Annotated in this window: 18 protein-coding genes and 14 tRNA genes; 28 read left to right on the top strand and 4 right to left on the bottom strand. The window is 58.0% G+C overall.

Translation table 11 applies throughout. The features are described 5' to 3' along the window. Nucleotides 1–30 precede the first annotated feature (30 nt). The gene (locus AHA_RS18435) at nucleotides 31–2,040 is read right to left on the bottom strand and encodes a methyl-accepting chemotaxis protein (protein ID WP_011707373.1); all 2,010 of its coding nucleotides are present in this window, start codon (nucleotides 2,038–2,040) and stop codon (nucleotides 31–33) included. A 238-nt stretch (nucleotides 2,041–2,278) separates the two neighbouring features. On the opposite strand from AHA_RS18435, the gene ruvA reads away from it, so the two are divergent. The 27 genes from ruvA (at nucleotide 2,279) to AHA_RS18300 (ending at nucleotide 15,281) form a co-directional block, all read left to right on the top strand. Further along, a complete protein-coding gene (gene ruvA, locus AHA_RS18430; RefSeq protein WP_011707372.1) occupies nucleotides 2,279–2,893 on the top strand; it encodes a Holliday junction branch migration protein RuvA in 615 nt (204 codons plus the stop codon). Between the two features lie 8 nt (nucleotides 2,894–2,901). Further along, nucleotides 2,902–3,912: a Holliday junction branch migration DNA helicase RuvB gene (gene ruvB / locus AHA_RS18425; RefSeq protein ID WP_011707371.1), complete on the top strand. Its 1,011-nt coding sequence runs from the start codon at nucleotides 2,902–2,904 to the stop codon at nucleotides 3,910–3,912. A 936-nt stretch (nucleotides 3,913–4,848) separates the two neighbouring features. Next, nucleotides 4,849–6,405 (top strand): cytochrome ubiquinol oxidase subunit I, encoded by a 1,557-nt coding sequence (gene cydA, locus AHA_RS18420; RefSeq protein WP_011707370.1) that lies wholly within the window; start codon nucleotides 4,849–4,851, stop codon nucleotides 6,403–6,405. 12 nt (nucleotides 6,406–6,417) lie between these two features. Continuing rightward, on the top strand, nucleotides 6,418–7,554 hold the full coding sequence (gene cydB / locus AHA_RS18415; RefSeq protein ID WP_011707369.1) for a cytochrome d ubiquinol oxidase subunit II: 1,137 nt from the start codon (nucleotides 6,418–6,420) through the stop codon (nucleotides 7,552–7,554). 14 nt (nucleotides 7,555–7,568) lie between these two features. Further along, complete coding sequence (gene cydX, locus AHA_RS18410) at nucleotides 7,569–7,685, top strand: cytochrome bd-I oxidase subunit CydX (protein WP_005304933.1); 117 nt, start codon at nucleotides 7,569–7,571, stop codon at nucleotides 7,683–7,685. Beyond that, nucleotides 7,672–7,983, top strand: coding sequence for a cyd operon YbgE family protein (locus AHA_RS18405; RefSeq protein WP_039213707.1), 312 nt, complete (start codon nucleotides 7,672–7,674; stop codon nucleotides 7,981–7,983). The genes cydX and AHA_RS18405 overlap by 14 nt, the downstream gene beginning before the upstream one ends. 105 nt (nucleotides 7,984–8,088) lie before the next feature. Next, nucleotides 8,089–8,496 carry a tol-pal system-associated acyl-CoA thioesterase gene (gene ybgC / locus AHA_RS18400; protein ID WP_011707367.1) on the top strand — a complete coding sequence of 136 codons (408 nt, stop codon included), beginning with the start codon at nucleotides 8,089–8,091 and terminating at the stop codon, nucleotides 8,494–8,496. Next, nucleotides 8,486–9,175 carry a protein TolQ gene (tolQ, locus tag AHA_RS18395; protein WP_011707366.1) on the top strand — a complete coding sequence of 230 codons (690 nt, stop codon included), beginning with the start codon at nucleotides 8,486–8,488 and terminating at the stop codon, nucleotides 9,173–9,175. The genes ybgC and tolQ overlap by 11 nt, the downstream gene beginning before the upstream one ends. After that, nucleotides 9,175–9,621 (top strand): protein TolR, encoded by a 447-nt coding sequence (gene tolR, locus AHA_RS18390; protein ID WP_011707365.1) that lies wholly within the window; start codon nucleotides 9,175–9,177, stop codon nucleotides 9,619–9,621. The genes tolQ and tolR overlap by 1 nt, the downstream gene beginning before the upstream one ends. Nucleotides 9,622–9,626: 5 nt before the next feature. Continuing rightward, nucleotides 9,627–10,790, top strand: a complete 1,164-nt coding sequence (gene tolA / locus AHA_RS18385) for a cell envelope integrity protein TolA (protein ID WP_011707364.1) — start codon at nucleotides 9,627–9,629, stop codon at nucleotides 10,788–10,790. Between the two features lie 94 nt (nucleotides 10,791–10,884). Continuing rightward, nucleotides 10,885–12,210, top strand: coding sequence for a Tol-Pal system beta propeller repeat protein TolB (gene tolB, locus AHA_RS18380; RefSeq protein ID WP_011707363.1), 1,326 nt, complete (start codon nucleotides 10,885–10,887; stop codon nucleotides 12,208–12,210). Between the two features lie 49 nt (nucleotides 12,211–12,259). After that, complete coding sequence (gene pal / locus AHA_RS18375; protein WP_005304908.1) at nucleotides 12,260–12,784, top strand: peptidoglycan-associated lipoprotein Pal; 525 nt, start codon at nucleotides 12,260–12,262, stop codon at nucleotides 12,782–12,784. A gap of 158 nt (nucleotides 12,785–12,942) precedes the next feature. Continuing rightward, the gene (ybgF, locus tag AHA_RS18370) at nucleotides 12,943–13,746 is read left to right on the top strand and encodes a tol-pal system protein YbgF (RefSeq protein ID WP_162516510.1); all 804 of its coding nucleotides are present in this window, start codon (nucleotides 12,943–12,945) and stop codon (nucleotides 13,744–13,746) included. A gap of 174 nt (nucleotides 13,747–13,920) precedes the next feature. After that, nucleotides 13,921–13,996 (top strand) — tRNA-Lys (locus AHA_RS18365). A gap of 31 nt (nucleotides 13,997–14,027) precedes the next feature. Then, a tRNA-Val gene (locus AHA_RS18360) sits at nucleotides 14,028–14,103 on the top strand. Between the two features lie 48 nt (nucleotides 14,104–14,151). After that, nucleotides 14,152–14,227: transfer RNA gene (locus tag AHA_RS18355), tRNA-Lys, on the top strand. Between the two features lie 21 nt (nucleotides 14,228–14,248). Next, nucleotides 14,249–14,324, top strand: a tRNA-Val gene (locus AHA_RS18350). 23 nt (nucleotides 14,325–14,347) lie between these two features. Then, nucleotides 14,348–14,423 (top strand) — tRNA-Lys (locus tag AHA_RS18345). A 17-nt stretch (nucleotides 14,424–14,440) separates the two neighbouring features. Then, a tRNA-Val gene (locus tag AHA_RS18340) sits at nucleotides 14,441–14,516 on the top strand. Between the two features lie 22 nt (nucleotides 14,517–14,538). Further along, nucleotides 14,539–14,614, top strand: a tRNA-Lys gene (locus AHA_RS18335). Nucleotides 14,615–14,630: 16 nt separating this feature from the next. Further along, a tRNA-Val gene (locus AHA_RS18330) sits at nucleotides 14,631–14,706 on the top strand. A 24-nt stretch (nucleotides 14,707–14,730) separates the two neighbouring features. Further along, nucleotides 14,731–14,806: transfer RNA gene (locus AHA_RS18325), tRNA-Lys, on the top strand. Nucleotides 14,807–14,822: 16 nt separating this feature from the next. Beyond that, nucleotides 14,823–14,898: transfer RNA gene (locus tag AHA_RS18320), tRNA-Val, on the top strand. A gap of 23 nt (nucleotides 14,899–14,921) precedes the next feature. Next, a tRNA-Lys gene (locus AHA_RS18315) sits at nucleotides 14,922–14,997 on the top strand. A 17-nt stretch (nucleotides 14,998–15,014) separates the two neighbouring features. Beyond that, nucleotides 15,015–15,090 (top strand) — tRNA-Val (locus AHA_RS18310). A 22-nt stretch (nucleotides 15,091–15,112) separates the two neighbouring features. Continuing rightward, nucleotides 15,113–15,188, top strand: a tRNA-Lys gene (locus AHA_RS18305). A 17-nt stretch (nucleotides 15,189–15,205) separates the two neighbouring features. Further along, a tRNA-Val gene (locus AHA_RS18300) sits at nucleotides 15,206–15,281 on the top strand. Between the two features lie 50 nt (nucleotides 15,282–15,331). Here the strand turns inward: AHA_RS18300 and AHA_RS18295 are convergent. Continuing rightward, a complete protein-coding gene (locus AHA_RS18295; RefSeq protein WP_011707361.1) occupies nucleotides 15,332–17,437 on the bottom strand; it encodes a methyl-accepting chemotaxis protein in 2,106 nt (701 codons plus the stop codon). A gap of 140 nt (nucleotides 17,438–17,577) precedes the next feature. On the opposite strand from AHA_RS18295, the gene nadA reads away from it, so the two are divergent. After that, nucleotides 17,578–18,651: a quinolinate synthase NadA gene (gene nadA / locus AHA_RS18290; RefSeq protein ID WP_164927746.1), complete on the top strand. Its 1,074-nt coding sequence runs from the start codon at nucleotides 17,578–17,580 to the stop codon at nucleotides 18,649–18,651. A gap of 69 nt (nucleotides 18,652–18,720) precedes the next feature. Here the strand turns inward: nadA and AHA_RS18285 are convergent, their stop codons facing one another. Further along, entirely contained in the window at nucleotides 18,721–19,587 is an 867-nt protein-coding gene (locus AHA_RS18285) for a D-hexose-6-phosphate mutarotase (RefSeq protein WP_011707359.1), read from the bottom strand. Nucleotides 19,588–19,702: 115 nt separating this feature from the next. Further along, nucleotides 19,703–20,698, bottom strand: coding sequence for a type I glyceraldehyde-3-phosphate dehydrogenase (gap, locus tag AHA_RS18280; protein WP_011707358.1), 996 nt, complete (start codon nucleotides 20,696–20,698; stop codon nucleotides 19,703–19,705). Between the last annotated feature and the right edge of the window lie 242 nt (nucleotides 20,699–20,940).

Raw genomic sequence — 20,940 nt, 5'->3', positions numbered from 1 at the left:
GAGAAAGCGGGGGCATAGCCCCCGCGTTGGTCAGACCCGAAATTGCGACAGCAGGCGCTGTTGCAGCAGGCTGGCCTGATGCAGGGAGGAGGCGAGCTGCAGGCACTCCTGCGCCTCCTGCTCACCGGTCTGGGCCTGCAGGCTGATGCCGGAGACCTTGTCCGAGGTGTGGCTGAGGGTATGGGATAGCTGGCCGGTGGCATCGGCCACCTGTTGCACCATGTCCGCCAGATGGTCGATGGCCTCTTCCACCTTGAACAGGATCTGCCTGGTGTTGTCAGAGTCCTCCATGCCGGATTCCACCGTCTTCAGATTGCGCTGCATCATCAGATAGGCTTTCTCGGTCTGTTGCTGGATGTTGTTGATCACCTCGGTTATTTCGGCGCTGGAGGAGGCGGTACGATTGGCCAGGGTACGCACCTCGTCTGCCACCACGGCAAAGCCGCGCCCCATTTCGCCGGCCCGGGCCGCCTCGATGGCGGCGTTGAGCGCCAGCAGGTTGGTCTGCTCCGAAATGCTGCTGATGGTGGAGATTATCTGGCCAATCTGGCTGGCCTGCTCCTTGAGGGCGTTGATGGCGTTGGCGCACTCGCCTACTTCCACCACTACCCGCTGCATGCCGTTGCTGGCGGAGGTCACGTACTGGCTGCTCTCGGCGGTGAGCTGGCGCACCTCGTTGGCGTTTTGGGCCGCCAGGCTGCAGTTGTCCGAGATGGAGGTGGCGACCTGAACCATCTGCTCGCTGTCGTGGTGCAGTGCCTGGGCGTGTTCGGCGGTCTGGCGGCTGCTCTGGCTGATGGCTTCGACCCGGTTGACCGAGGTGTGGACGTGCTCGCTGATGTGCTGGTTGTTGTCCATGGTGGAGCTGATCATCTTCTGCAGTTTCTCGATGAAGCGATCCACGCTGCCGGCCAGCGAGCCAATCTCGTCGTCGCGCTTGAGATTGATGCGGGCATTGAGGTCGCCTTCTCCTGCCGCGATATCCTGCATGCGTTGATTGACCTGCAGCAGGGGTTTGACGATGGTGCGCACCAGCCAGAAGCCGCACAGGGTCACGAGCAGCAGGCTCAACAGCAGCCCCCCCAGCAGCAGGTTCTTGGTGTGGCTGATGATGCTGTTGAGCTGGTTGACCTGATCTTCGACCGTGGCGTCCCCCTTGGCTTCGACCTCGACCAGTTGCTGCTTGAGCTGGTCGGCGCTGCGTTCATAGTTGACCAGTTGACCCTGATACTCGCCCAGTGCCGCCATCCACTGCACCATCAGCCGCTGCACCTCGGTTTGCAAGGTGCGGTACTGGGTTGCCAGCGACTGGCCGGCAAATTCCCCTTCGCCGGGCACATCAAACATGCCGCTGCCCAGCATGGCGTCGACCGCTTCCTGGTAGAAGCGGGTTGCCTCCTTCATCTCGGCCTGGATGGCGGGAGTCGGCCCCTCGCTCTGCATCTTCTCCAGTGCATAGAGCTGGCGCAGGAAGCCGATGTTGGCCTCCATGCCGCCATCGGCAGCATGCCAGCGGGTGGCCAGACCACCATTCCAGCTGATGGCCTGATCCGGCGACTGGGTCAGGCTCTCGACCGCGCCGTCCCCCACCACCTCAAGCTGGGTCGAGAGGCGGGACATGCGCTCCGAGCTGGCGCGCAGCGCTTGATCGACGCTGGTAAAGGCCCGGTAGAGTGCCAGCAACTGCTCCTGTTGCTGCTGATAGGTCAAATGCTGCTGCTCCATCGCGCTGATGGCGGTGGCGTCGATCAACCGGCCTTCCCCCACCCGGCGCATGGCATCGGCGGTGGCCGCTCTGGCGCGTTGCAGCTCCGGCTCGTCGAGCGGCATGCCTCTGAGCATCTTCTGGATGTAGAGCGACTGGTTGCCGAGCTCGATGGATCCTTCCATGGCGCCATCGGCAGTCTGCCAGGCGGCGCCCAATACATAGGAGAGCAGATCCGCCAGTCGCTGGCTGCCATACCAGCCGACGATGCCCATCCCCAGCGTGCAGCTGAGCAGAATGGTCAGCCCGAGATTCGATGTGGTGACAATTTTCATGATGCAGGACCTTCCTTGGCTCCGAACAAACCCAATTCAGTGTTTTATCAATGGCGGGAATCCGCCATTCCCGATGAAAAATAAAGTTGTTGCCATGCCCGGATCCAAGCATGACTGGCAACAGGCAAACGTGCCGAGAATCCGCCCCACTCCTCACCGCCCTATGCTGGATACTTATCCAGTTATTCTTTATGCTATGAGCCAATTTACAGATAGCTGGTTTGGCGAGGAGAGAGCCGTGATTGGTCGCTTGAGAGGCGTTGTCATTGAGAAACAACCCCCCGAGGTACTGCTGGAGGTCGGGGGTGTGGGCTATGAGGTACAGATGCCCATGAGCTGCTTCTATGATCTGCCCGAGATCGGCAAGGAGGCGACCATCCACACCCACTTCGTGGTGCGGGAAGATGCCCAGCTGCTCTACGGCTTCAACCACAAGCAGGAACGGGCGCTGTTTCGCGAACTGATCAAGACCAACGGGGTCGGTCCCAAGCTGGCGCTGGCCATCCTCTCCGGCATGACCGCCACTCAGTTCGTGCTGAGCGTCGAGCGCGAAGAGATTAGCTCCTTGGTCAAGTTGCCTGGAGTGGGCAAGAAGACCGCCGAGCGGCTGGTGGTGGAGATGAAGGACAGGCTCAAGGGCTGGGTCAGTCACGATCTCTTCTCGCCGGCCGAGATCACCCTGCCTGCCAGAGAGAGTGCCCTGCGGGCGCCGGATTCGAGCGAAGAGGCGGCCAGCGCGCTGGTGGCGCTTGGCTACAAGCCGCAGCAGGCCAGCCAGATCGTCAGCAAGGTCGCTGCCGATGGCATGTCGGTGGAAGATATCATCCGTGAAGCACTGCGCAGCCTGGTGTGAGGTAGACAATGATTGAAGCGGATCGTCTCATCTCCGCCTCCGGCGGGCGAGAAGAGGAAGTCATCGATCGGGCCATCCGGCCCAAGCTGCTGGCCGATTACACCGGTCAGGATCCCGTCTGCGAGCAGATGGAGATCTTCATCGCGGCGGCGCGCCAGCGTGGCGAGGCGCTCGATCACCTGTTGATCTTCGGCCCGCCGGGGCTTGGCAAGACGACGCTGGCCAACATCGTGGCCAACGAGATGGGGGTCAACATCAAGACCACTTCCGGCCCGGTGCTGGAGAAGGCCGGCGATCTGGCGGCGCTGCTCACCAACCTCGAACCGAACGACGTGCTGTTCATCGACGAGATCCACCGCCTCAGTCCGGTGGTGGAGGAGGTGCTTTATCCGGCGATGGAGGATTACCAGCTCGACATCATGATCGGGGAGGGGCCAGCCGCCCGTTCCATCAAGCTCGATCTGCCCCCCTTCACCCTGATCGGTGCCACTACCCGGGCTGGCTCTCTCACCAGTCCGCTGCGGGATCGTTTCGGCATAGTGCAACGGCTCGAGTTCTACAACGTCAAGGATCTGACCGACATCGTCGCGCGCAGCGCCCGTTGCCTCGGGCTCGACATGACGGAAGACGGTGCACTGGAGGTGGCGCGTCGTTCGCGCGGTACGCCGCGAATTGCTAACCGTTTGTTGCGCCGGGTGCGCGATTTTGCCCAGGTGAAATCTGACGGCCGCATCGATGGACCCATAGCGGCCCGAGCCATGGACATGCTGGACGTGGATAATGAAGGCTTCGACTTCATGGACCGCAAGTTATTGTTGGCTGTGATAGACAAGTTTCTGGGCGGGCCGGTGGGGCTCGACAACCTGGCGGCTGCCATCGGGGAGGAGAAGGACACTATCGAGGATGTACTCGAGCCTTATCTGATCCAGCAGGGCTATCTGCAACGTACACCCAGAGGGCGGATCGCGACACCAAGAGCTTATGCGCATTTTGGCCTGCAACGGCCAGATGAAGGGTGAAAATAGCTGATTGAACAAAAAACCGCCGCCAGAGGCGGTTTTTTGTTATCCGGGCAAAAAAAAGCCCACTGCGGATGCGGTGGGCAAAGACAATTCAGGATGGATGTTCACAGACAGTGAGTGCGTCTGGAGACAGACCGGTAAAAAAACAGAGGAGCCGTCGCGAGGCCTCAGAGTCGGTTCATTTGATAGAGCTGCACGAACGAAAGCTTGTAGTAACGGATGGTTTTAGCAACAAACTTTTTCATCTTTGATTCCAATAAACAGGTTCGAAATGTTCATCGAATACGTACCGGGAACCCAGATTGACCGGCCTGTATCCAAGGGTATGCCCTCACTGCGAGGCGCATTGTAGGAGCTCTATCGGACTCGGACAAACAAGAAAAATTACCTATCTCAGATTAGATTAACTAATCATTTTGCCGGCTTGTGGAATTAGCATGAACATGCGTTTTTAGTGGTTTTTAATTAGTTTTATTCGGACCCGGCACAGCCACAGGAAACATTATGAAAACGACCTTGTCAGTTGTTTTTTAACAGAACCATTACTAATTGGTGATAAATATAAATTTGATTTAAATCAATGATTTGCGATCTTTGTTTTTTTGTGACGCAGCTCTCTAAAATAAATCTCGTCGGTCGTGAAAATGCCTTTAAAAGGCATGTATTCATGATGGTTTTACATTGATTTCAATCAAATAAAGGTGATATAAAACGCAGGTCATTATGGGCGGGAATAAAGCAAGCTGGATTGTTTTGCGATTGTTAAACATTAGCTTTTTTTGTTCCATATTATTGCCTTGTTGTTAATGTGGTGGCAGTCGAATCCGGTCGTCAGTGCAAAACTGGAACATGACCGATAATTCGGGGACTTCCAACGGAAGCTTTGTCCTTAAAACTTAAAATAGCCGTGCCAATAATCGGTGAGGAAACATCATGATTGCTGAGCATGTGGTAGACCTATCGCGGTTCCAATTCGCTGCGACGGCCCTTTATCACTTCCTGTTTGTGCCCCTGACGCTCGGAATGGCCTTCATTCTGGCGATCATGGAGTCTGTCTATGTGATGACCAACAACCCTGTCTACCGGGACATGACCAAGTTCTGGGGCAAGTTGTTTGGTATCAACTTTGCCCTTGGGGTCACCACAGGGCTGACCATGGAGTTTCAGTTCGGTACCAACTGGGCTTACTACTCCCACTACGTCGGCGATATCTTCGGGGCCCCGCTGGCCATCGAAGGCTTGATGGCCTTCTTCCTGGAATCCACCTTCGTCGGTATGTTCTTCTTCGGTTGGGATCGCCTCTCCAAGCGCCAGCACCTGGCTGCGACCTGGCTGATGGCTCTCGGGACCAACCTCTCCGCCCTCTGGATCCTGGTGGCTAACGGCTGGATGCAGAACCCGGTCGGTGCCGAGTTCAACTTCGAATCCATGCGGATGGAGATGGTGAGCTTCGCCGAGCTGGTGTTCAACCCGGTTGCCCAGGTCAAGTTCGTGCATACCGTCGCGGCCGGCTACACCACGGGCGCCATGTTCGTGCTGGGTATCTCTTCCTACTACCTGCTGAAGAATCGTGATGTGGCTTTTGCCCGTCGCTCCTTCGCCATCGCAGCCGCTTTCGGCATGGCTTCCATCCTCTCCGTGCTGATCCTCGGTGACGAGTCCGGTTACGAGACCGGTGAAGTGCAGAAGGTGAAACTGGCGGCCATCGAGGCCGAATGGAACACCGAGCCGGCACCTGCCTCCTTTACCCTGTTCGGCATTCCGAATCAGGAAGAGATGCGCACCGACTACGCCATCAAAATCCCTTATGCGCTCGGCATCATCGCCACCCGTTCCCTGGATGGTCAGGTCACTGGCCTCAAGGATCTGAAGAGCGAGCATGAGCTGCGCGTGCGCAACGGCATGACCGCCTACGACCTGCTGACCAAGCTGCAATCCGGCGACAAGTCCGACGATACCCGTGCCCGCTTCGATGAAGTGAAGCAGGATCTGGGCTACGGTCTGCTGCTCAAGCGCTACACCAACAACGTCACCGATGCCACCGACGAACAGATCAAGGCTGCCGTGGATGACTCCATCCCGCAGGTTGCGCCGCTGTTCTTTGCCTTCCGCATCATGGTTGCCTGCGGCATGCTGATGCTGCTGCTGATCGGCCTGGCCTTCTATGACAGCACCCGTCACAAGATCGGCGAGCGCAAATGGCTGCTCAAGGCGCTGCTGTACGGTATCCCCTTGCCCTGGATCGCCATCGAGTGTGGCTGGTTCGTCGCTGAGTATGGCCGTCAGCCCTGGACCATCGCCGAAGTGCTGCCGACCTCCGTCTCTGCATCCAATGTGCCGGCGTCCGAGATCTGGTTCTCCCTGATCGGGATCTGCCTGTTCTATACCGTACTGCTGATCATCGAGATGTACCTGATGTTCAAGTACGCGCGTCTGGGCCCAAGCAGCCTGAAGACGGGCAAGTACCACTTCGAACAGAGCAAGGCATAAGGAGAGTAACCCATGTTTGATTACGAAATGTTGCGTCTGGTCTGGTGGGTGCTGGTCGGTGTCTTGCTGATCGGTTTCGCCATCACCGACGGCTTCGATATGGGGGTGGGCGCACTGCTCCCCTTCGTCGGCAAGAAGGATGTCGAGCGTCGGGTGATGCTCAACACCATGGGCCCGCACTGGGAAGGCAACCAGGTATGGCTGGTGACTGCCGGTGGTGCCCTGTTTGCCGCCTGGCCCATGGTCTATGCCGCAGCCTTCTCCGGCTTCTACATCGCCATGATCCTGACGCTGATGGCCCTGTTCTTCCGCCCGGTCGGCTTCAAGTACCGCTCCCTGCGTGAAGACGCCAAGTGGCGCAGCAACTGGGACTGGGCGCTGTTCGTAGGTAGTGCGGTGCCGCCCATCGTGTTTGGCGTGGCATTCGGCAACCTGCTGCAGGGCGTACCGTTCGACTTCAACCAGTTCATGATGCTGACCTATCACGGCAACTTCTTCGGTCTGCTCAATCCGTTCGGCCTGCTGGCCGGCCTGGTGAGCCTGTTCATGCTGGTCACTCAGGGTGCGACCTGGCTGATGATGAAGACCGACGGTGAAGTGCTGGCCCGCTCCCGCACTGCCGCCATGATCTGCTCGCTGCTGACTCTGGTGCTGTTCGGTCTGGCCGGTTTCTGGGTCAGCGGCATGGAAGGCTATGTGGTGGTCAAGGCAGCCGCGACCGATGCCGTTTCCAATCCGATGAACAAGGAAGTGGTGCGTCAGGCCGGAGCCTGGATGAACAACTACAGCCTCTATCCCTGGATGGTTGCAGCACCTGTGCTGGGTCTGGCCATGAGCCTGCTGACCGCGCTGTTCGCCAAACTGAACAAGGGCTGGCTGGCGTTCACTACCTCCTCCCTGGCGGTTGCCGGCGTGATCCTGACTGCAGGCTTCTCCATGTTCCCGTTCGTGATGCCTTCCAGTCTTGAGCCGTCACTGAGCCTGACCATGTGGGATGCCACAGCCTCCTTCAACACCCTCAAGGTGATGACGGTGGCGGCTGCCATCTTCGTACCGATTGTGCTGGGTTATACCCTGTGGACCTACATCAAGATGTTCGGCCGGGTGACCAGCAAGCACATCGAAGACAACCAACAATCGCTCTACTAAGAAGGTGCCCTGATATGTGGTATTTCACCTGGATCCTGGGTCTGTTGCTGGCTTGCGCATTCGGCATCATCAATGCGCTCTGGCTGGAGCATACCGAGAACATGGATCGCCAGATCGATGAGAACAAGTGATCGACTCGCCCGGTTGGCCGCTCCCTTGGAGCGCCAACCCTGGCAGGGGTTGATGCTGTTGGCGGCGGCCCTGTTGGCCGTCGCCATTTTACAGGCTCCCAACCTGGTGGCCGCCAATACCAGCGAGCACGGGCTCTGGCTCGCGCCCTGGCTGATGTGGGCGGTCTGTTGTGGCGTCATGCACGGGCTGGGATTTCATCCCCGCAGCCTCATCGGCCGTGTGCTGTTTTGCCCCTGGCTCGCCTGGCCCAGTTTGTTATATGGGCTCTGGTTGACCCAAGGCTATTTCCTTTCATAAAAAACGGGGGGAGGCAGGATTTCCCTGCTTCCCCCTGCTTCTTTCCTATTCAGCCCTGCGCTATGATAGCCCCCCATCTGACTGTCGAATGGATCACAGATTGTTATGGGGGAAGTCTCTGAGTTTCCGGTACGGGTCTACTACGAAGACACCGATGCTGGGGGCATCGTCTACAACGCCAATTATCTCAAGTTTATGGAACGTGCTCGCACCGAGTTCCTGCGCTGCGGCGGCATCGAACAGGATGTCATGCTGCGCGACGGGTTCGCGTTTGTGGTGAGTCGAACAGAGATCGATTTCCGCTCGGCGGCCCGATTTAATGAGCTTTTGACTGTATTAACGCAAGTGACTGAAGTGAAACGCGCCTCCATGCGTTTTTCACAACGGATACTGGCGGCTGATGGACGACTGATCACCCAGGCCATGGTACAGATAGCCTGTGTCAGTCATCCGCATATGAAACCTGTTGCAATACCTGAAAATGTGAAGGGAGTGCTGTTAAGTGCACGCTGAAATTTCGTTTATTGGCCTGTTTTGGCAAGCCAGCCTGCTGGTAAAACTGGTCATGATGACCCTGATGGGTATGTCGGTAGTTTCCTGGGCGCTGATCATCCAGCGTTCCAAGGCCATCAAGGCAGCCAATCTCGCATCGGAGCAATTTGAAGACAGATTCTGGTCCGGGGTCGATCTGAACCGTCTCTACCAGGAGTCCTCCTCCCGTCGCGACGACATCGAAGGCATGGAAGACATCTTCTACTCCGGCTTCAAGGAGTACGCCCGTCTGCTCAAGGCCGGTGCCCGTGGTCAGGATGCGGTGATGGACGGTACTTACCGCGCCATGCGGGTCTCCCTTTCCCGCGCCGTGGACGAACTGGAATCCAACCTGCCGGTGCTGGCGACCATCGGCTCCATCAGCCCCTACATCGGTCTGTTTGGTACCGTCTGGGGGATCATGAACGCCTTTATCGCCCTGGGTCAGGTGCAACAGGCCACCCTGCAGATGGTGGCACCCGGTATCGCGGAAGCGCTGATCGCCACCGCCATGGGTCTGTTTGCCGCCATCCCGGCCGTTATCTTCTACAACCGCTTCTCCAACAAGGTCGAGCGGCTGGAAAACGCCTACGCCAACTTCATGGACGAGTTCACCACCATTCTGAACCGTCAAATTGCTCAGCAGCAGGGTGATCAGTAATGCAAACCTATCAGCGGATCCGGCGCAAGAAGGTGGCCGAGATCAACGTGGTTCCCTATATCGACGTCATGCTGGTGCTGCTTATCATCTTCATGGCGGTGACGCCCGTGATCACGCAAGGGGTCAAGGTTGACCTGCCGCAGGCGGAATCCGAGCAGTTGCCGGAAGATGCCAAGCCGCCCTTCATCGTCAGCGTCAACACCGAAGGCGAGTATGTCATCAAGGCCGGTGAGGCCGATGACGAGCCGGTGCCTGCCGGTACTCCCGAGGCGATGCAGCAATACATCACCGAGAAGGCCATGGGCTATCTGGCCATCAACCAGAACGCCCCCGTGGTGGTCGCCGGCGACAAGTCGGTGCGCTACGAAGAGGTGATCCTGCTGATGGTGGCCCTCAAGAAAGCGGGTGTGCCTCAGGTCGGCCTGATGACGGATCCGGTGAACTGACGGAGATGGATGTGAAGCGTGGTATTTCCGGTTATCTCATCGCGTCGCTTCTGCTGCACCTGATCATCGGCATCATCCTGTTTGTCGGGCTCGATTTCAGCAAGCCGAAGCGACCCGAGTCGAAGGGGCAGATCGTCAATGCCGTCATGCTCGACGAGAATTTCCTCAACGAGCAGGCCAAGCAGATCCAGCAGCAGAAGTCTCAGCCCAAGCCGCAGAAGGTAGAGAAAGAGAAGGATAAGGAAGACACGGACATCGCCAAGCGCGAGCTGGCCCAGCAGCAGGAGCGGCTGCGTATCGCCGAGACCAAGCGCAAGGAGGCCGAAGAGGCCACCCGCAAGGCCGAGGCTGAAAAGCAGAAGAAGGTAGCCGAGCAGAAGCAGGCGGAAGAGAAGGCCCAGAAGGCCGAGGAAGCCCGCAAGCTGGAAGAGCAGAAAGCCAAGAAGGTGGAAGCCGAGCGCAAGGCCGCGGAAGAAGAGAGCAAGGCGCTGGCGCTGAAGAAGAAAAAGGAACAAGAGAAGAAAGAGGCTGAAGAGAAGCAGGCCAAGGCGGACGCAGCCAAGAAGGCTGAAGCCGAGAAGAAGGCCAAGCAGGAGGCTGAGAAGAAAGCCAAGGCCGAAGCGGACAAGAAAGCCAAGGCGGAGGCCGAGAAAAAGGCCAAGGCCGAAGCCGACAAGAAAGCCAAGGAGGCCAAGGAAGAGGCCGCTAAGAAGGCAAAAGCTGACGCAGAGAAGAAAGCCAAGGCGGAGGCCGACAAGCAGGCCAAGATCGCGGCAGAGCGCAAGCGCAAGGCGGCCGAGGAGGCCAAGCTGCAAAAAGAGATGGAAGACATGATGCAGCAGCAGCTGGCGGCTGAGGCCAATGCCCGCAGTCAGGCGGCATCTGCTGCAGCGCAGGGCGAGGTCGACAAATACGCGGCACTCATCAAGGCGACTGTTGAGCGATATATGATTTTGGATCCCACCATGCGGGGCAAAACATGTACTATCGGCGTACGTCTTGCGAGCACTGGCTTTGTCATCTCGGTAGATAACGGCCAGGGTGACCCGGCGGTATGTCGTTCCGGCAAGGCGGCCGTATTGAAGGCCAACCAACTGCCGGTGCCGAAGGATCCTGCGGCGTTCGAGATGTTGAAGGAGTTCAACCTCAAGTTGGAACCGAGCATCTAAGGCCTGGGTAAGGTAAATCGTGTAGCGTGGTTGGCAGCATCTTGCCGAGAAAGGAAGTTAATCTCTCATTTTTTTGGAACCGAGTATTTAAGCCATGATAAGAAAAGTGTTTTTTGCTTTGGTTGGCTGTTTGTTGCTGGGCCAGAGCGCCCAGGCGGCCTTGGACATCGTCATCACTGGCGGTATCGACAGTGCCCGACCCATTGCGGTCGCCCCCTTCAAGTGGGAAGGCAATGGCCAGCTGCCGCAGGACATCGCGGAAGTGGTCTCCAACGACCTGATGCGCAGCGGCAAGTTCAAGCCGCTGGCTCGTGGCCAGATGCCGCAGACGCCGAGCACCAGCGGCGAAATCAACTTCGCACCCTGGGCTTCGCAAGGGGTCGAGGCCGTGGTGGTCGGTTCCATTGCTGCTGTCGGCGACGGTACCTACAAGATCAACTTCGAGTTGGTTGACGTGCTGAAGGGCCAGCTGGCCAAGGCGCAAGGTGGCGAGAGCAACGGCTACATCCTGGACAGCCGCATGGCGACCATCCCGGGTGCCCAGATGCGTCAGTTCGCTCACCGCATCTCCGACATCGTCTATGAGCGTCTGACCGGCGAGCGTGGGGCCTTCCTGACTCGTCTGGCCTATGTCTCCGTCCAGCAGGGCACCCAGTTCCCGTATCAGCTGCGCATCGCCGACTACGACGGCTACAACGAGAAGACCCTGCTGCGCTCCCGCGAGCCGCTGATGTCCCCGGCCTGGTCGCCGGATGGCAGCAAGCTGGCCTACGTGAGTTTCGAGAACCAGAAGTCCGAGATCTACGTGCAGGATATCTACACCCAGCAACGCAGCCTGATCACCAGTTTCCGCGGGATCAACGGCGCGCCTGAGTGGTCTCCGGATGGTCGTCGTCTGGCTATCGTTCTCTCCAAGGATGGTTCACCGAACCTCTATGTGGTTGATGTCGCTAGCAAGCAGCTGACCCGCGTCACAACCAGCCGGGTGATCGACACCGAACCCTCCTGGATGCCGGACGGGCAAAATTTGTTGTTCACCTCTGAACGTGGTGGCAAACCCCAGATTTATAGCGTAAATTTGGCGACTGGTATGACTCGCCGGATGACTTGGGAAGGTGAATCCAACCAGGGCGCATCCATCACTCCTGATGGCAAAATCATGGTGATGGTGACTCGTGTTCAGGGGCAGTACCGTATTGCCCGCCAGGACATGGAAAACAATGCCCTGCTGGTCCTTACCCAGAGTGCGCTGGATGAGTCGCCAAGTGTGGCTCCCAATGGCAGCATGATCATTTATGCCACCATCTATCAGGGTCGTAAGAGTCTCGCGTTGGTGTCGACTGATGGTCGCTTCAAGGCTGTGCTTCCGACCAGTAGCGGTGAAATTCGTGCACCAGCTTGGTCGCCCTTCTTGAATTGATAAAAATCCAATTGTTTTTTGTTTTGTTATAAAGGTTTAAGGAAATAGCATGCAACTCAATAAACTGCTCAAGGGTTTGGCCATCGCACTGCCACTGTTCACCCTGGCCGCTTGTAGCTCTTCTTCTGATTCTGACGCCGCTGGCGCTGAGTCAGGTATGACCGACGGCATGGGCGGTGTACAAACCGGCGGCGCCAACGGCATGTTGTCCCCGGAAGAGCAGATGCGTCAGAAGTTCGAAGCGCTGCAACGTGACAACGTGATCTACTTCCCGTTCGACGGTTACGATATCCAGGGTCAGTACGCTGATCTGCTGGATGCCCACGCCAGCTACCTGCGCGAGCGCCCGAGCGTTAAGGTCCTGATCGAAGGTCACGCCGACGAGCGCGGTACTCCGGAGTACAACATTGCCCTGGGCGAGCGTCGTGCCAAGGCCGTTGCCAAGTATCTGCAAACCCTGGGTGTGCAGGCCGAGCAGCTCTCCATCGTCAGCTATGGCGAAGAGAAGCCGCTGGACATGTCCCACACCGAGGATGCCTTTGCCAAAAACCGCCGTGCGGTTCTGGTTTACTAAGGTTTAAACCGAACGAAGTTCGTTTATATGCAAGCGGCCATTTCGATGGCCGTTTTATTTGCACTAAACGCCAAGGTTTGATCCGAATGAAATCTGTATAAGCGAGCGACGATGGCGCTGGCCGTTTTATTTGCCCTAAACGCTAAGGTTTGATCCGAATGAAATCTGTGTACAAGCAAGCTGTTGTTGCGCTGGCCGTATTGGTTGCTCTGAATGCGCAGGCGGCGGCTCCCGTCAGCGATCTGAGCGGTGACTCGGGTGGCGGTGTTGTCCTTAGCGGCAACAACGGCGCCATCGTGCCCACCGGCAGCCTGGAAGACAGAGTTGCCCTGCTGGAGCGCACCCTCAATGCCCGTCTGCGGCTGCAAGCCGAATTGCAGCAGCAGGTCGACTCCCTGCAGGGGGAGGTCTCCGAGCTGCGCGGTCAGCTGGAACAGCAGACCTACCAGATGGAACAGTCGCAAGAGCGTCAGCGTCAGCTCTATCAGGAGCTCGACAAGGTGGCCAACAGTCAGCCTGCTGCTACGCCAGCAGCCCCGGCAGCCGCCGCTGCGAGCGCGACACCGGCAGCCAACTACTCGACCAACCTGAATGAGAACCAGGCCTATGATGCGGCCGTGAACATGGTGCTCAAGGAGAAGAACTACGACAAGGCCATCCCCGCCTTCGAAGGGTTCATCAAACAGTATCCAAGCTCGAGCTATGTCCCCAATGCCCATTACTGGCTGGGCCAGCTGTTGTTCAACAAGGGTGACCGGACCGGCGCTGCTGCCCAGTTCACCACGGTGGCAACCAAGTTCAGCAAGTCGCCCAAGCGAGCCGATGCGCTGTTGAAGCTGGGCATGCTGGCACAGCTTGATGGCAAGAAGGCGGAAGCGAAGAACTTCTATGAGCAGGTGATCAAGGGTTACCCGAACACCTCGCCGGCCCAACTGGCCAAGCAGAGTTTGAGCAAGCTGTAACATTGCTGCATGTCACTGTTTTCGTAACAGTCTTGTAAATACAGCCCCGCTTTGTATGCGCAATGAACAAACAGATTGAATTTAAGATTTTTCTATTGCGCCAGGATGATAAATCCGTAATATAGGCCGCCGTCAGAGCCGGTGCAGTATTGCAGTCGGTCCTGGTCGTGGTGAGGGTCGTTAGCTCAGTCGGTAGAGCAGTTGACTTTTAATCAATTGGTCGCTGGTTCGAATCCAGCACGACCCACCATTCTCTCCACCAGGTGGAGACAGCATTCCCAGGTCGCTTAGCTCAGCTGGGAGAGCACCTCCCTTACAAGGAGGGGGTCACTGGTTCGATCCCAGTAGCGACCACCAGTTTTAAACTGTTTGCCAAGGCAAGCAGTGTGCCAGGCAAGTCGGTGTGGGTCGTTAGCTCAGTCGGTAGAGCAGTTGACTCTTAATCAATTGGTCGTAGGTTCGATCCCTACACGACCCACCAATCTGGCCACAAGAATTCCCAGGTCGTTTAGCTCAGCTGGGAGAGCACCTCCCTTACAAGGAGGGGGTCACTGGTTCGAGCCCAGTAACGACCACCAAGTTTGTAAAAAATGATTTAGATGGGTCGTTAGCTCAGTCGGTAGAGCAGTTGACTTTTAATCAATTGGTCGCTGGTTCGAATCCAGCACGACCCACCATTATTTCAAGAATCCCAGGTCGTTTAGCTCAGCTGGGAGAGCACCTCCCTTACAAGGAGGGGGTCACTGGTTCGATCCCAGTAACGACCACCAAGTTTGTAAAAATGATTTAGATGGGTCGTTAGCTCAGTCGGTAGAGCAGTTGACTTTTAATCAATTGGTCGCTGGTTCGAATCCAGCACGACCCACCATCATTTCAGAATCCCAGGTCGTTTAGCTCAGCTGGGAGAGCACCTCCCTTACAAGGAGGGGGTCACTGGTTCGATCCCAGTAACGACCACCAAGTTTGTAAAAAAATGATTTAGATGGGTCGTTAGCTCAGTCGGTAGAGCAGTTGACTTTTAATCAATTGGTCGCTGGTTCGAATCCAGCACGACCCACCATCATTTCAGAATCCCAGGTCGTTTAGCTCAGCTGGGAGAGCACCTCCCTTACAAGGAGGGGGTCACTGGTTCGATCCCAGTAACGACCACCAAGTTTGTAAAAAATGATTTAGATGGGTCGTTAGCTCAGTCGGTAGAGCAGTTGACTTTTAATCAATTGGTCGCTGGTTCGAATCCAGCACGACCCACCATCATTTCAAGAATCCCAGGTCGTTTAGCTCAGCTGGGAGAGCACCTCCCTTACAAGGAGGGGGTCACTGGTTCGATCCCAGTAACGACCACCAAGTTTGTAAAAATGATTTAGATGGGTCGTTAGCTCAGTCGGTAGAGCAGTTGACTTTTAATCAATTGGTCGCTGGTTCGAATCCAGCACGACCCACCATCATTTCAAGAATCCCAGGTCGTTTAGCTCAGCTGGGAGAGCACCTCCCTTACAAGGAGGGGGTCACTGGTTCGATCCCAGTAACGACCACCAGATTGAAAAAGCCCGCAGCAATGCGGGCTTTTTTTTATGGCCGTTCGGCGTCAGGTTCTCAGTCGATCGAGTTGGGTGGCCAGTGCCGTGGCAGCCTGCTCCAGCTGCTCGCTCAGGTGATGGCTGGCGTTGGCCTCCTGCCCCAGGGTGGTGGCGGCGTCGCCGATCCGCATCAGATTCTGGTTGATGGTGTCGCTGACGGCGCTCTGCTGTTCGGCCGCCGTGGCCACCTGGCTGATGTGATCGTGGATCTGCTGGATCTGGGTGACCACCTGATTGAGGGCCTCAAAGGCCTGCTCCGTCCCTTCCACCGTGCTGGCCGAGCGAGTGATGCCGGTACTCATCAACTGCTGGCTGCTGTTGACCTCGGTCTGCAGGCTGCCGATGAGCTGACCTATCTCGTCGGTGGACTCCCGGGTCTTGTTGGCCAGCGCCCGCACTTCGTCTGCTACCACGGCAAAGCCGCGCCCCATGTCGCCGGCCCGTGCCGCCTCGATGGCCGCATTGAGCGCCAGCAGGTTGGTCTGCTCGGCAATGGCCCTGATCACGTCGAGAATGCGGCTGATGTTGGTGCTGCGCTGAGCCACCTGGGCGACCGCCTTGTCGGCGAGGTGCATGTCTTCAACCAGGGTGTGGATCTCGGTGCGGGCCCGGCTCAGGGTCTGTTGGGCCGTGCTGATGTGATGGGTGGCCGTTTCCGACTCCTGGGCTGCCTGCTCGGCATAGCCCGCTACGCTGACCGCCGTGGTGCTCATCTGATGCATGGCACTGACCACGCTCTCCAGCTCCAGACTCTGCTCGTCCAGACTGCTGCGCATGGTGTCGGCCGTCTGCTTCATGCCCTGGGCCTGCTGGTGCACCTGCTGGCCGATCTGCTTGCTGCCCTGCACCATGCCGCGCAACTTGCCGAGGAAGGTGTTGAGGTGGCCGCCCAGCTCGATCAGCTCCTGGTGGGTGTCTATCCTCATCTGCTGGGTCAGGTCGCCCTCGTTGCTGGAGAGGTGGGACACATGGCGGCTGATGAGGGAGAGGGGGGCCGTGATGGTCTGGATGAACCAGATGAGCAGCGCCAGCGCCAGCAGGGTGATGACGACGATGGCGATCAGCTGTTGCTGCTGGGTGGCCTGCAGCAAGTCGCCAAGCTGGTTGCTGATGGTGTTGGCCTGGCTGAGTGCCAGCGCCTTGGGCACCTTGAGCATCAGCCACCACTGGGTATCGGCGGCGTCGATCCTGACCGGCTGTTGCAGGATGAAGTCGGTCTCGGTGTCCTGCTCCTGGCCGGTGGGGGCGGTGAGACCGGCTTCCGTCAGCGGCCGTCCCAGCTTGTCGGCGTGACGGTTGCTGCCGACGATGAGGCCCATCTTGCTGACCAGAGTGACCTCGGCCTGGTTGTCATACAGGCTCTTGCCGAGGTTCTCTGCCAATTGCTGGAAGATGGGCAGGTTCATGTCGACGCCGGTGATGCCGACAAACTTGCCGGCTTTCAGAACGGGCACCGTCAGGCTGGTCATCAGCATCTTGTTGCCGGGGCTTATCTCGTAGAGGTAGGGCTCCATCAGACAGGGGCGCAGGGTGTCGCGGCCACACAGGTACCATTCGCTGTTGCGGATGCCGAACTCGTTGACCGAGGTGTCGTATTTGGCGGCACTGGTGGCGGCATCCACTGGCTGCTGGCTGATTTGGCCACCCTGGTCGCGGGTGAAATAAATCTCCAGGCTGCCCTTGCCGACGACGGAGTGGGAGGCGCCGGCTTGCCAGCTGGCATCCTGGCCGTCGTACCCGTCGGGTTCAAACTGGGCATAGATGGAACTGATGCCGCCCGCTTGCTGCAGTCGGCTGTGAAGCAGCGTCTCGACCTGGGGGCGGCTCAGCAGCCTGTCCGGCTGCGCCATGCTGCCTTCCAGCTGGGCCGCCATGCCCAGCGGCACCTGATAGGACTGCTGCAGCAGGTCGGCGATCTGCACCGCATAGCGTTCGGCCTGGAACTGCAGGGTACGGGAAACTTCCTGCTCCAGCGCCTGGCGGGTCTGGCTGACGATGCTGCTGCGCAGGGTGTTCAGCGAGGAGGACTGCATCAGAGTCATGGCGAGGCCGCTGGCGAGAAACAGCCCCATGGTGAGCAGTAGCAGCTTGGTTTTGAGGGAACGTTGTTTCATTCGACAACTCCTTTGGCAAGAATGACAACGAATTACTTGAGTATATTCGGACACTTGCGCAGCACCGGATTTGTTGATGGGTTTGTGCGCGGCTTCTGGTTATAATTTTTGCCTTTCCAAGCGTTGATGGAACAGTCGCAATGAGCAATGCACTGAACAATGTCCCGCCGGTAGTCGAGATGGACTATCCGTTTCCGGCCAAGCCCCTTCCCCTGAGCGCCGAGCAGAAGACGACCCTGATCGCAGACATCAAGGCACTGCTCAAGGAGCGCAAGGCGGTGCTGGTCGCCCACTACTACACGGATCCCGAGATCCAGGCGCTGGCGGAGGAGACCGGTGGTTTCGTCGGCGATTCCCTCGAGATGGCCCGCTTTGGCCGTGATCATGAGGCGCAGACCCTGATCGTCGCCGGGGTGCGCTTCATGGGAGAGACCTCCAAGATCCTGAGCCCCCACAAGCGAGTCCTGATGCCGACGCTGGAGGCCGAGTGCTCGCTTGATCTGGGCTGCCCCATCGAGCAGTTCTCCGCCTTCTGTGACGCCCATCCCGACCATATCGTGGTGGTCTATGCCAATACTTCGGCGGCGGTCAAGGCGCGGGCGGACTGGGTGGTCACCTCCAGCATCGCGCTGGAGATCGTCGAACATCTGGACAGCCAGGGTCACAAGATCATCTGGGGCCCGGACCGTCACCTCGGTGCCTACATCGAGAAGAAGACTGGCGCCGAGATGTTGCGCTGGCAGGGTCACTGCATAGTCCACGACGAGTTCAAGGCCCGTGCCCTGCGTGAGCTGAAGGAGCAGAATCCGGATGCCGCCGTGCTGGTCCACCCGGAGTCCCCTGCCTCGGTGATCGAGCTGGCCGATGCGGTGGGCTCTACCAGCCAGCTGATCAAGGCGGCCAAGGAGCTGCTCCAGCAGAAGCTCATCGTGGCGACCGATCGCGGCATCTTCTACAAGATGCAGCAGGCCTGCCCGGAGAAAGAGATGGTGGAGGCGCCGACCGGTGGCGATGGCGCGACCTGCCGCAGTTGCGCCCACTGCCCCTGGATGGCGATGAACGGTCTGGTGGCCATCAAGGAGGCCCTCACCGATGGCGCCGAGCGCCACGAGATCCTGGTGGACGAGGATCTGCGGGTGAAGGCCTTGATCCCGCTCGACCGCATGCTCAACTTCGCCGCCGAGCTCAGGCTCAAGACCCAGGGCAATGCCTGATTACCAAGACAAAGAGATGCAAAGAGGGCTCCCGCGGGAGCCCTCTTTATTTATCTGTTCAGCGTATTGTCAGATGATCACGGTGGAGAAGCTGTGCTCTTCATCCGGTGCGACGGTCACGCCTGCCTCGCTGGCGATGGCGGCTTCGACGCAGAGCATGGTGCGATAACCATCATCGCTCATGTCGGCCATGGCGTGGGCGCCTTCCAGCCAGGGGGTCCAGACCACCACGCTGTCGTGGTTGCCGCTGACCACCCGGGTCTCGCGTTCGCCATCCTGGATGCTGACGTGGGCCGCAGGCTGCCAATAGACCCGATCCAGCGGGCCGTTCAGGGTCAGAGGACCCTGCTGCTGGCCATTCTGGCCGGTCAGTTTGTCGGCATAGGGCTCGCCAAGGCCGCTGACGCTCACTGACTTCGGTGAACTTATCTGCAGGTAGGTGTGCAGGGCACCGCTGTAGACGAGCGGCGCTTTGCCGGTGTTGCGGGTGGTCAGTACCAGGGCCAGCTCCTTGCCGACCAGCACGTCCAGCTCCAGCTCGAAGGCATGAGGCCAGAGCTGACGGGTTGCCTCGTTGTCACGCAGAGACAGGTGGACGAGCGTGCCGTCACCGTGATCGGAGACACCGTCCAGCGTCCACAGGCTGGTGCGGGCAAAGCCGTGGGAGGGCTTGCCGCTGCCGACGCGGGCAGGGGCCGGACCAAACCAGGGCCAGCAGAGGGGAATGCCGCCGCGGATGGGTTTGCTGCCATCCAGTACCGCCTTGTCGCTGAGCCAGATGGAGGCGGGTTCATCGTGACGCTGGTAGCTCAGCACGTGGGCGCCAAACAGGCTGATTTCTGCCTTGGCGTAGCCGTTGTCGACGGTCAGCAGGGGTTGGCCAGCCGGGTGGTGGCTGAGGGTACAGTGGGCAGTCAGAGAGCGTGTCGGTTGCATGAGGACTCCTGTGCTCGCGCACATTCAGAAGAGAGGGTTGGAAAAATCCCGGTCCAGAATACAAAAAGGCGGCCAATGGCCGCCTTTTTCAAGCTACTTGATTGCGTATCCCAAATTACTTGGAGATGTGAGCGATCAGGTCCAGAACTTTGCTGGAGTAGCCCATTTCGTTGTCGTACCAGGATACAACTTTAACGAATTTGTCGTTCAGCTGGATACCAGCCTTGGCGTCGAATACGGAGGTCTGACGCTCACCCAGGAAGTCGGTAGAAACCACTTCGTCTTCGGTGTAGCCCAGAACGCCCTTCATGGCACCTTCGGAAGCCGCTTTCATCGCTTCGCAGATTTCTGCGTAGGTGGCAGCTTTCTTCAGGTTGACGGTCAGGTCAACAACAGACACGTCCGGAGTCGGAACACGGAAAGCCATACCGGTCAGCAGACCTTTCAGTTCCGGGATAACCACGCCAACAGCCTTGGCAGCACCGGTAGAGGACGGGATGATGTTCTGAGCCGCACCGCGGCCACCGCGCCAGTCTTTGGCAGACGGACCATCAACGGTCTTCTGGGTAGCAGTGGTAGCGTGAACGGTGGTCATCAGGCCGGACTCGATACCGAAGGTATCGTTCAGAACCTTGGCGATCGGAGCCAGGCAGTTGGTGGTGCAGGAAGCGTTGGAAACGATATCCTGGCCAGCATAGGTAGCGTCGTTAACGCCCATTACGAACATCGGGGTAGCGTCTTTGGACGGACCGGTCAGAACGACTTTCTTGGCGCCGGCAGCGATGTGCTTGCGAGCAGTCTCGTCGGTCAGGAACAGACCGGTAGCTTCGGCAACAACGTCAACACCGATTTCGCCCCATTTCAGGTTGGCCGGGTCACGCTCAGCGGTAACACGTACGGTTTTGCCGTTGACAACCAGGTTGCCGTCTTTGACTTCAACGGTGCCCTTGAAGCGGCCGTGAGTGGAGTCGTACTTCAGCATGTAGGCCATGTAGTCAACGTCGATCAGATCGTTGATACCAACCACTTCGATGTCAGAACGCTCAGCGGCCAGACGGAAGACGAAACGGCCGATGCGGCCAAAACCGTTAATACCTACTTTGATAGTCATAATTGGTTACCTAACTGTTCAGTAGTCAAAGAAAATTCCGTTTGTAAATTTACTAGAACTCCCCCGTGAGTCAACCAACAATCTGTCTGAAATTGCGCTATATCATGAAAAACTGTGAAATTTATTTTCTGTTTATGTAACTGACTACCAGCTTTTGTCGAAATAACTATCTATCTCCTGGCGGTGCGGTTATCAACAATAGTGCCTGCTCGGTCACACAACCAGCCAGGCAGATGTGTAAA

The sequence above is a fragment of the Aeromonas hydrophila subsp. hydrophila ATCC 7966 genome (assembly GCF_000014805.1).
Taxonomy (GTDB): Bacteria; Pseudomonadota; Gammaproteobacteria; order Enterobacterales; family Aeromonadaceae; genus Aeromonas; species Aeromonas hydrophila.
Note: the sequence above shows the minus strand (reverse complement) of the source record. Positions and strands in the feature narration are given on the sequence as shown.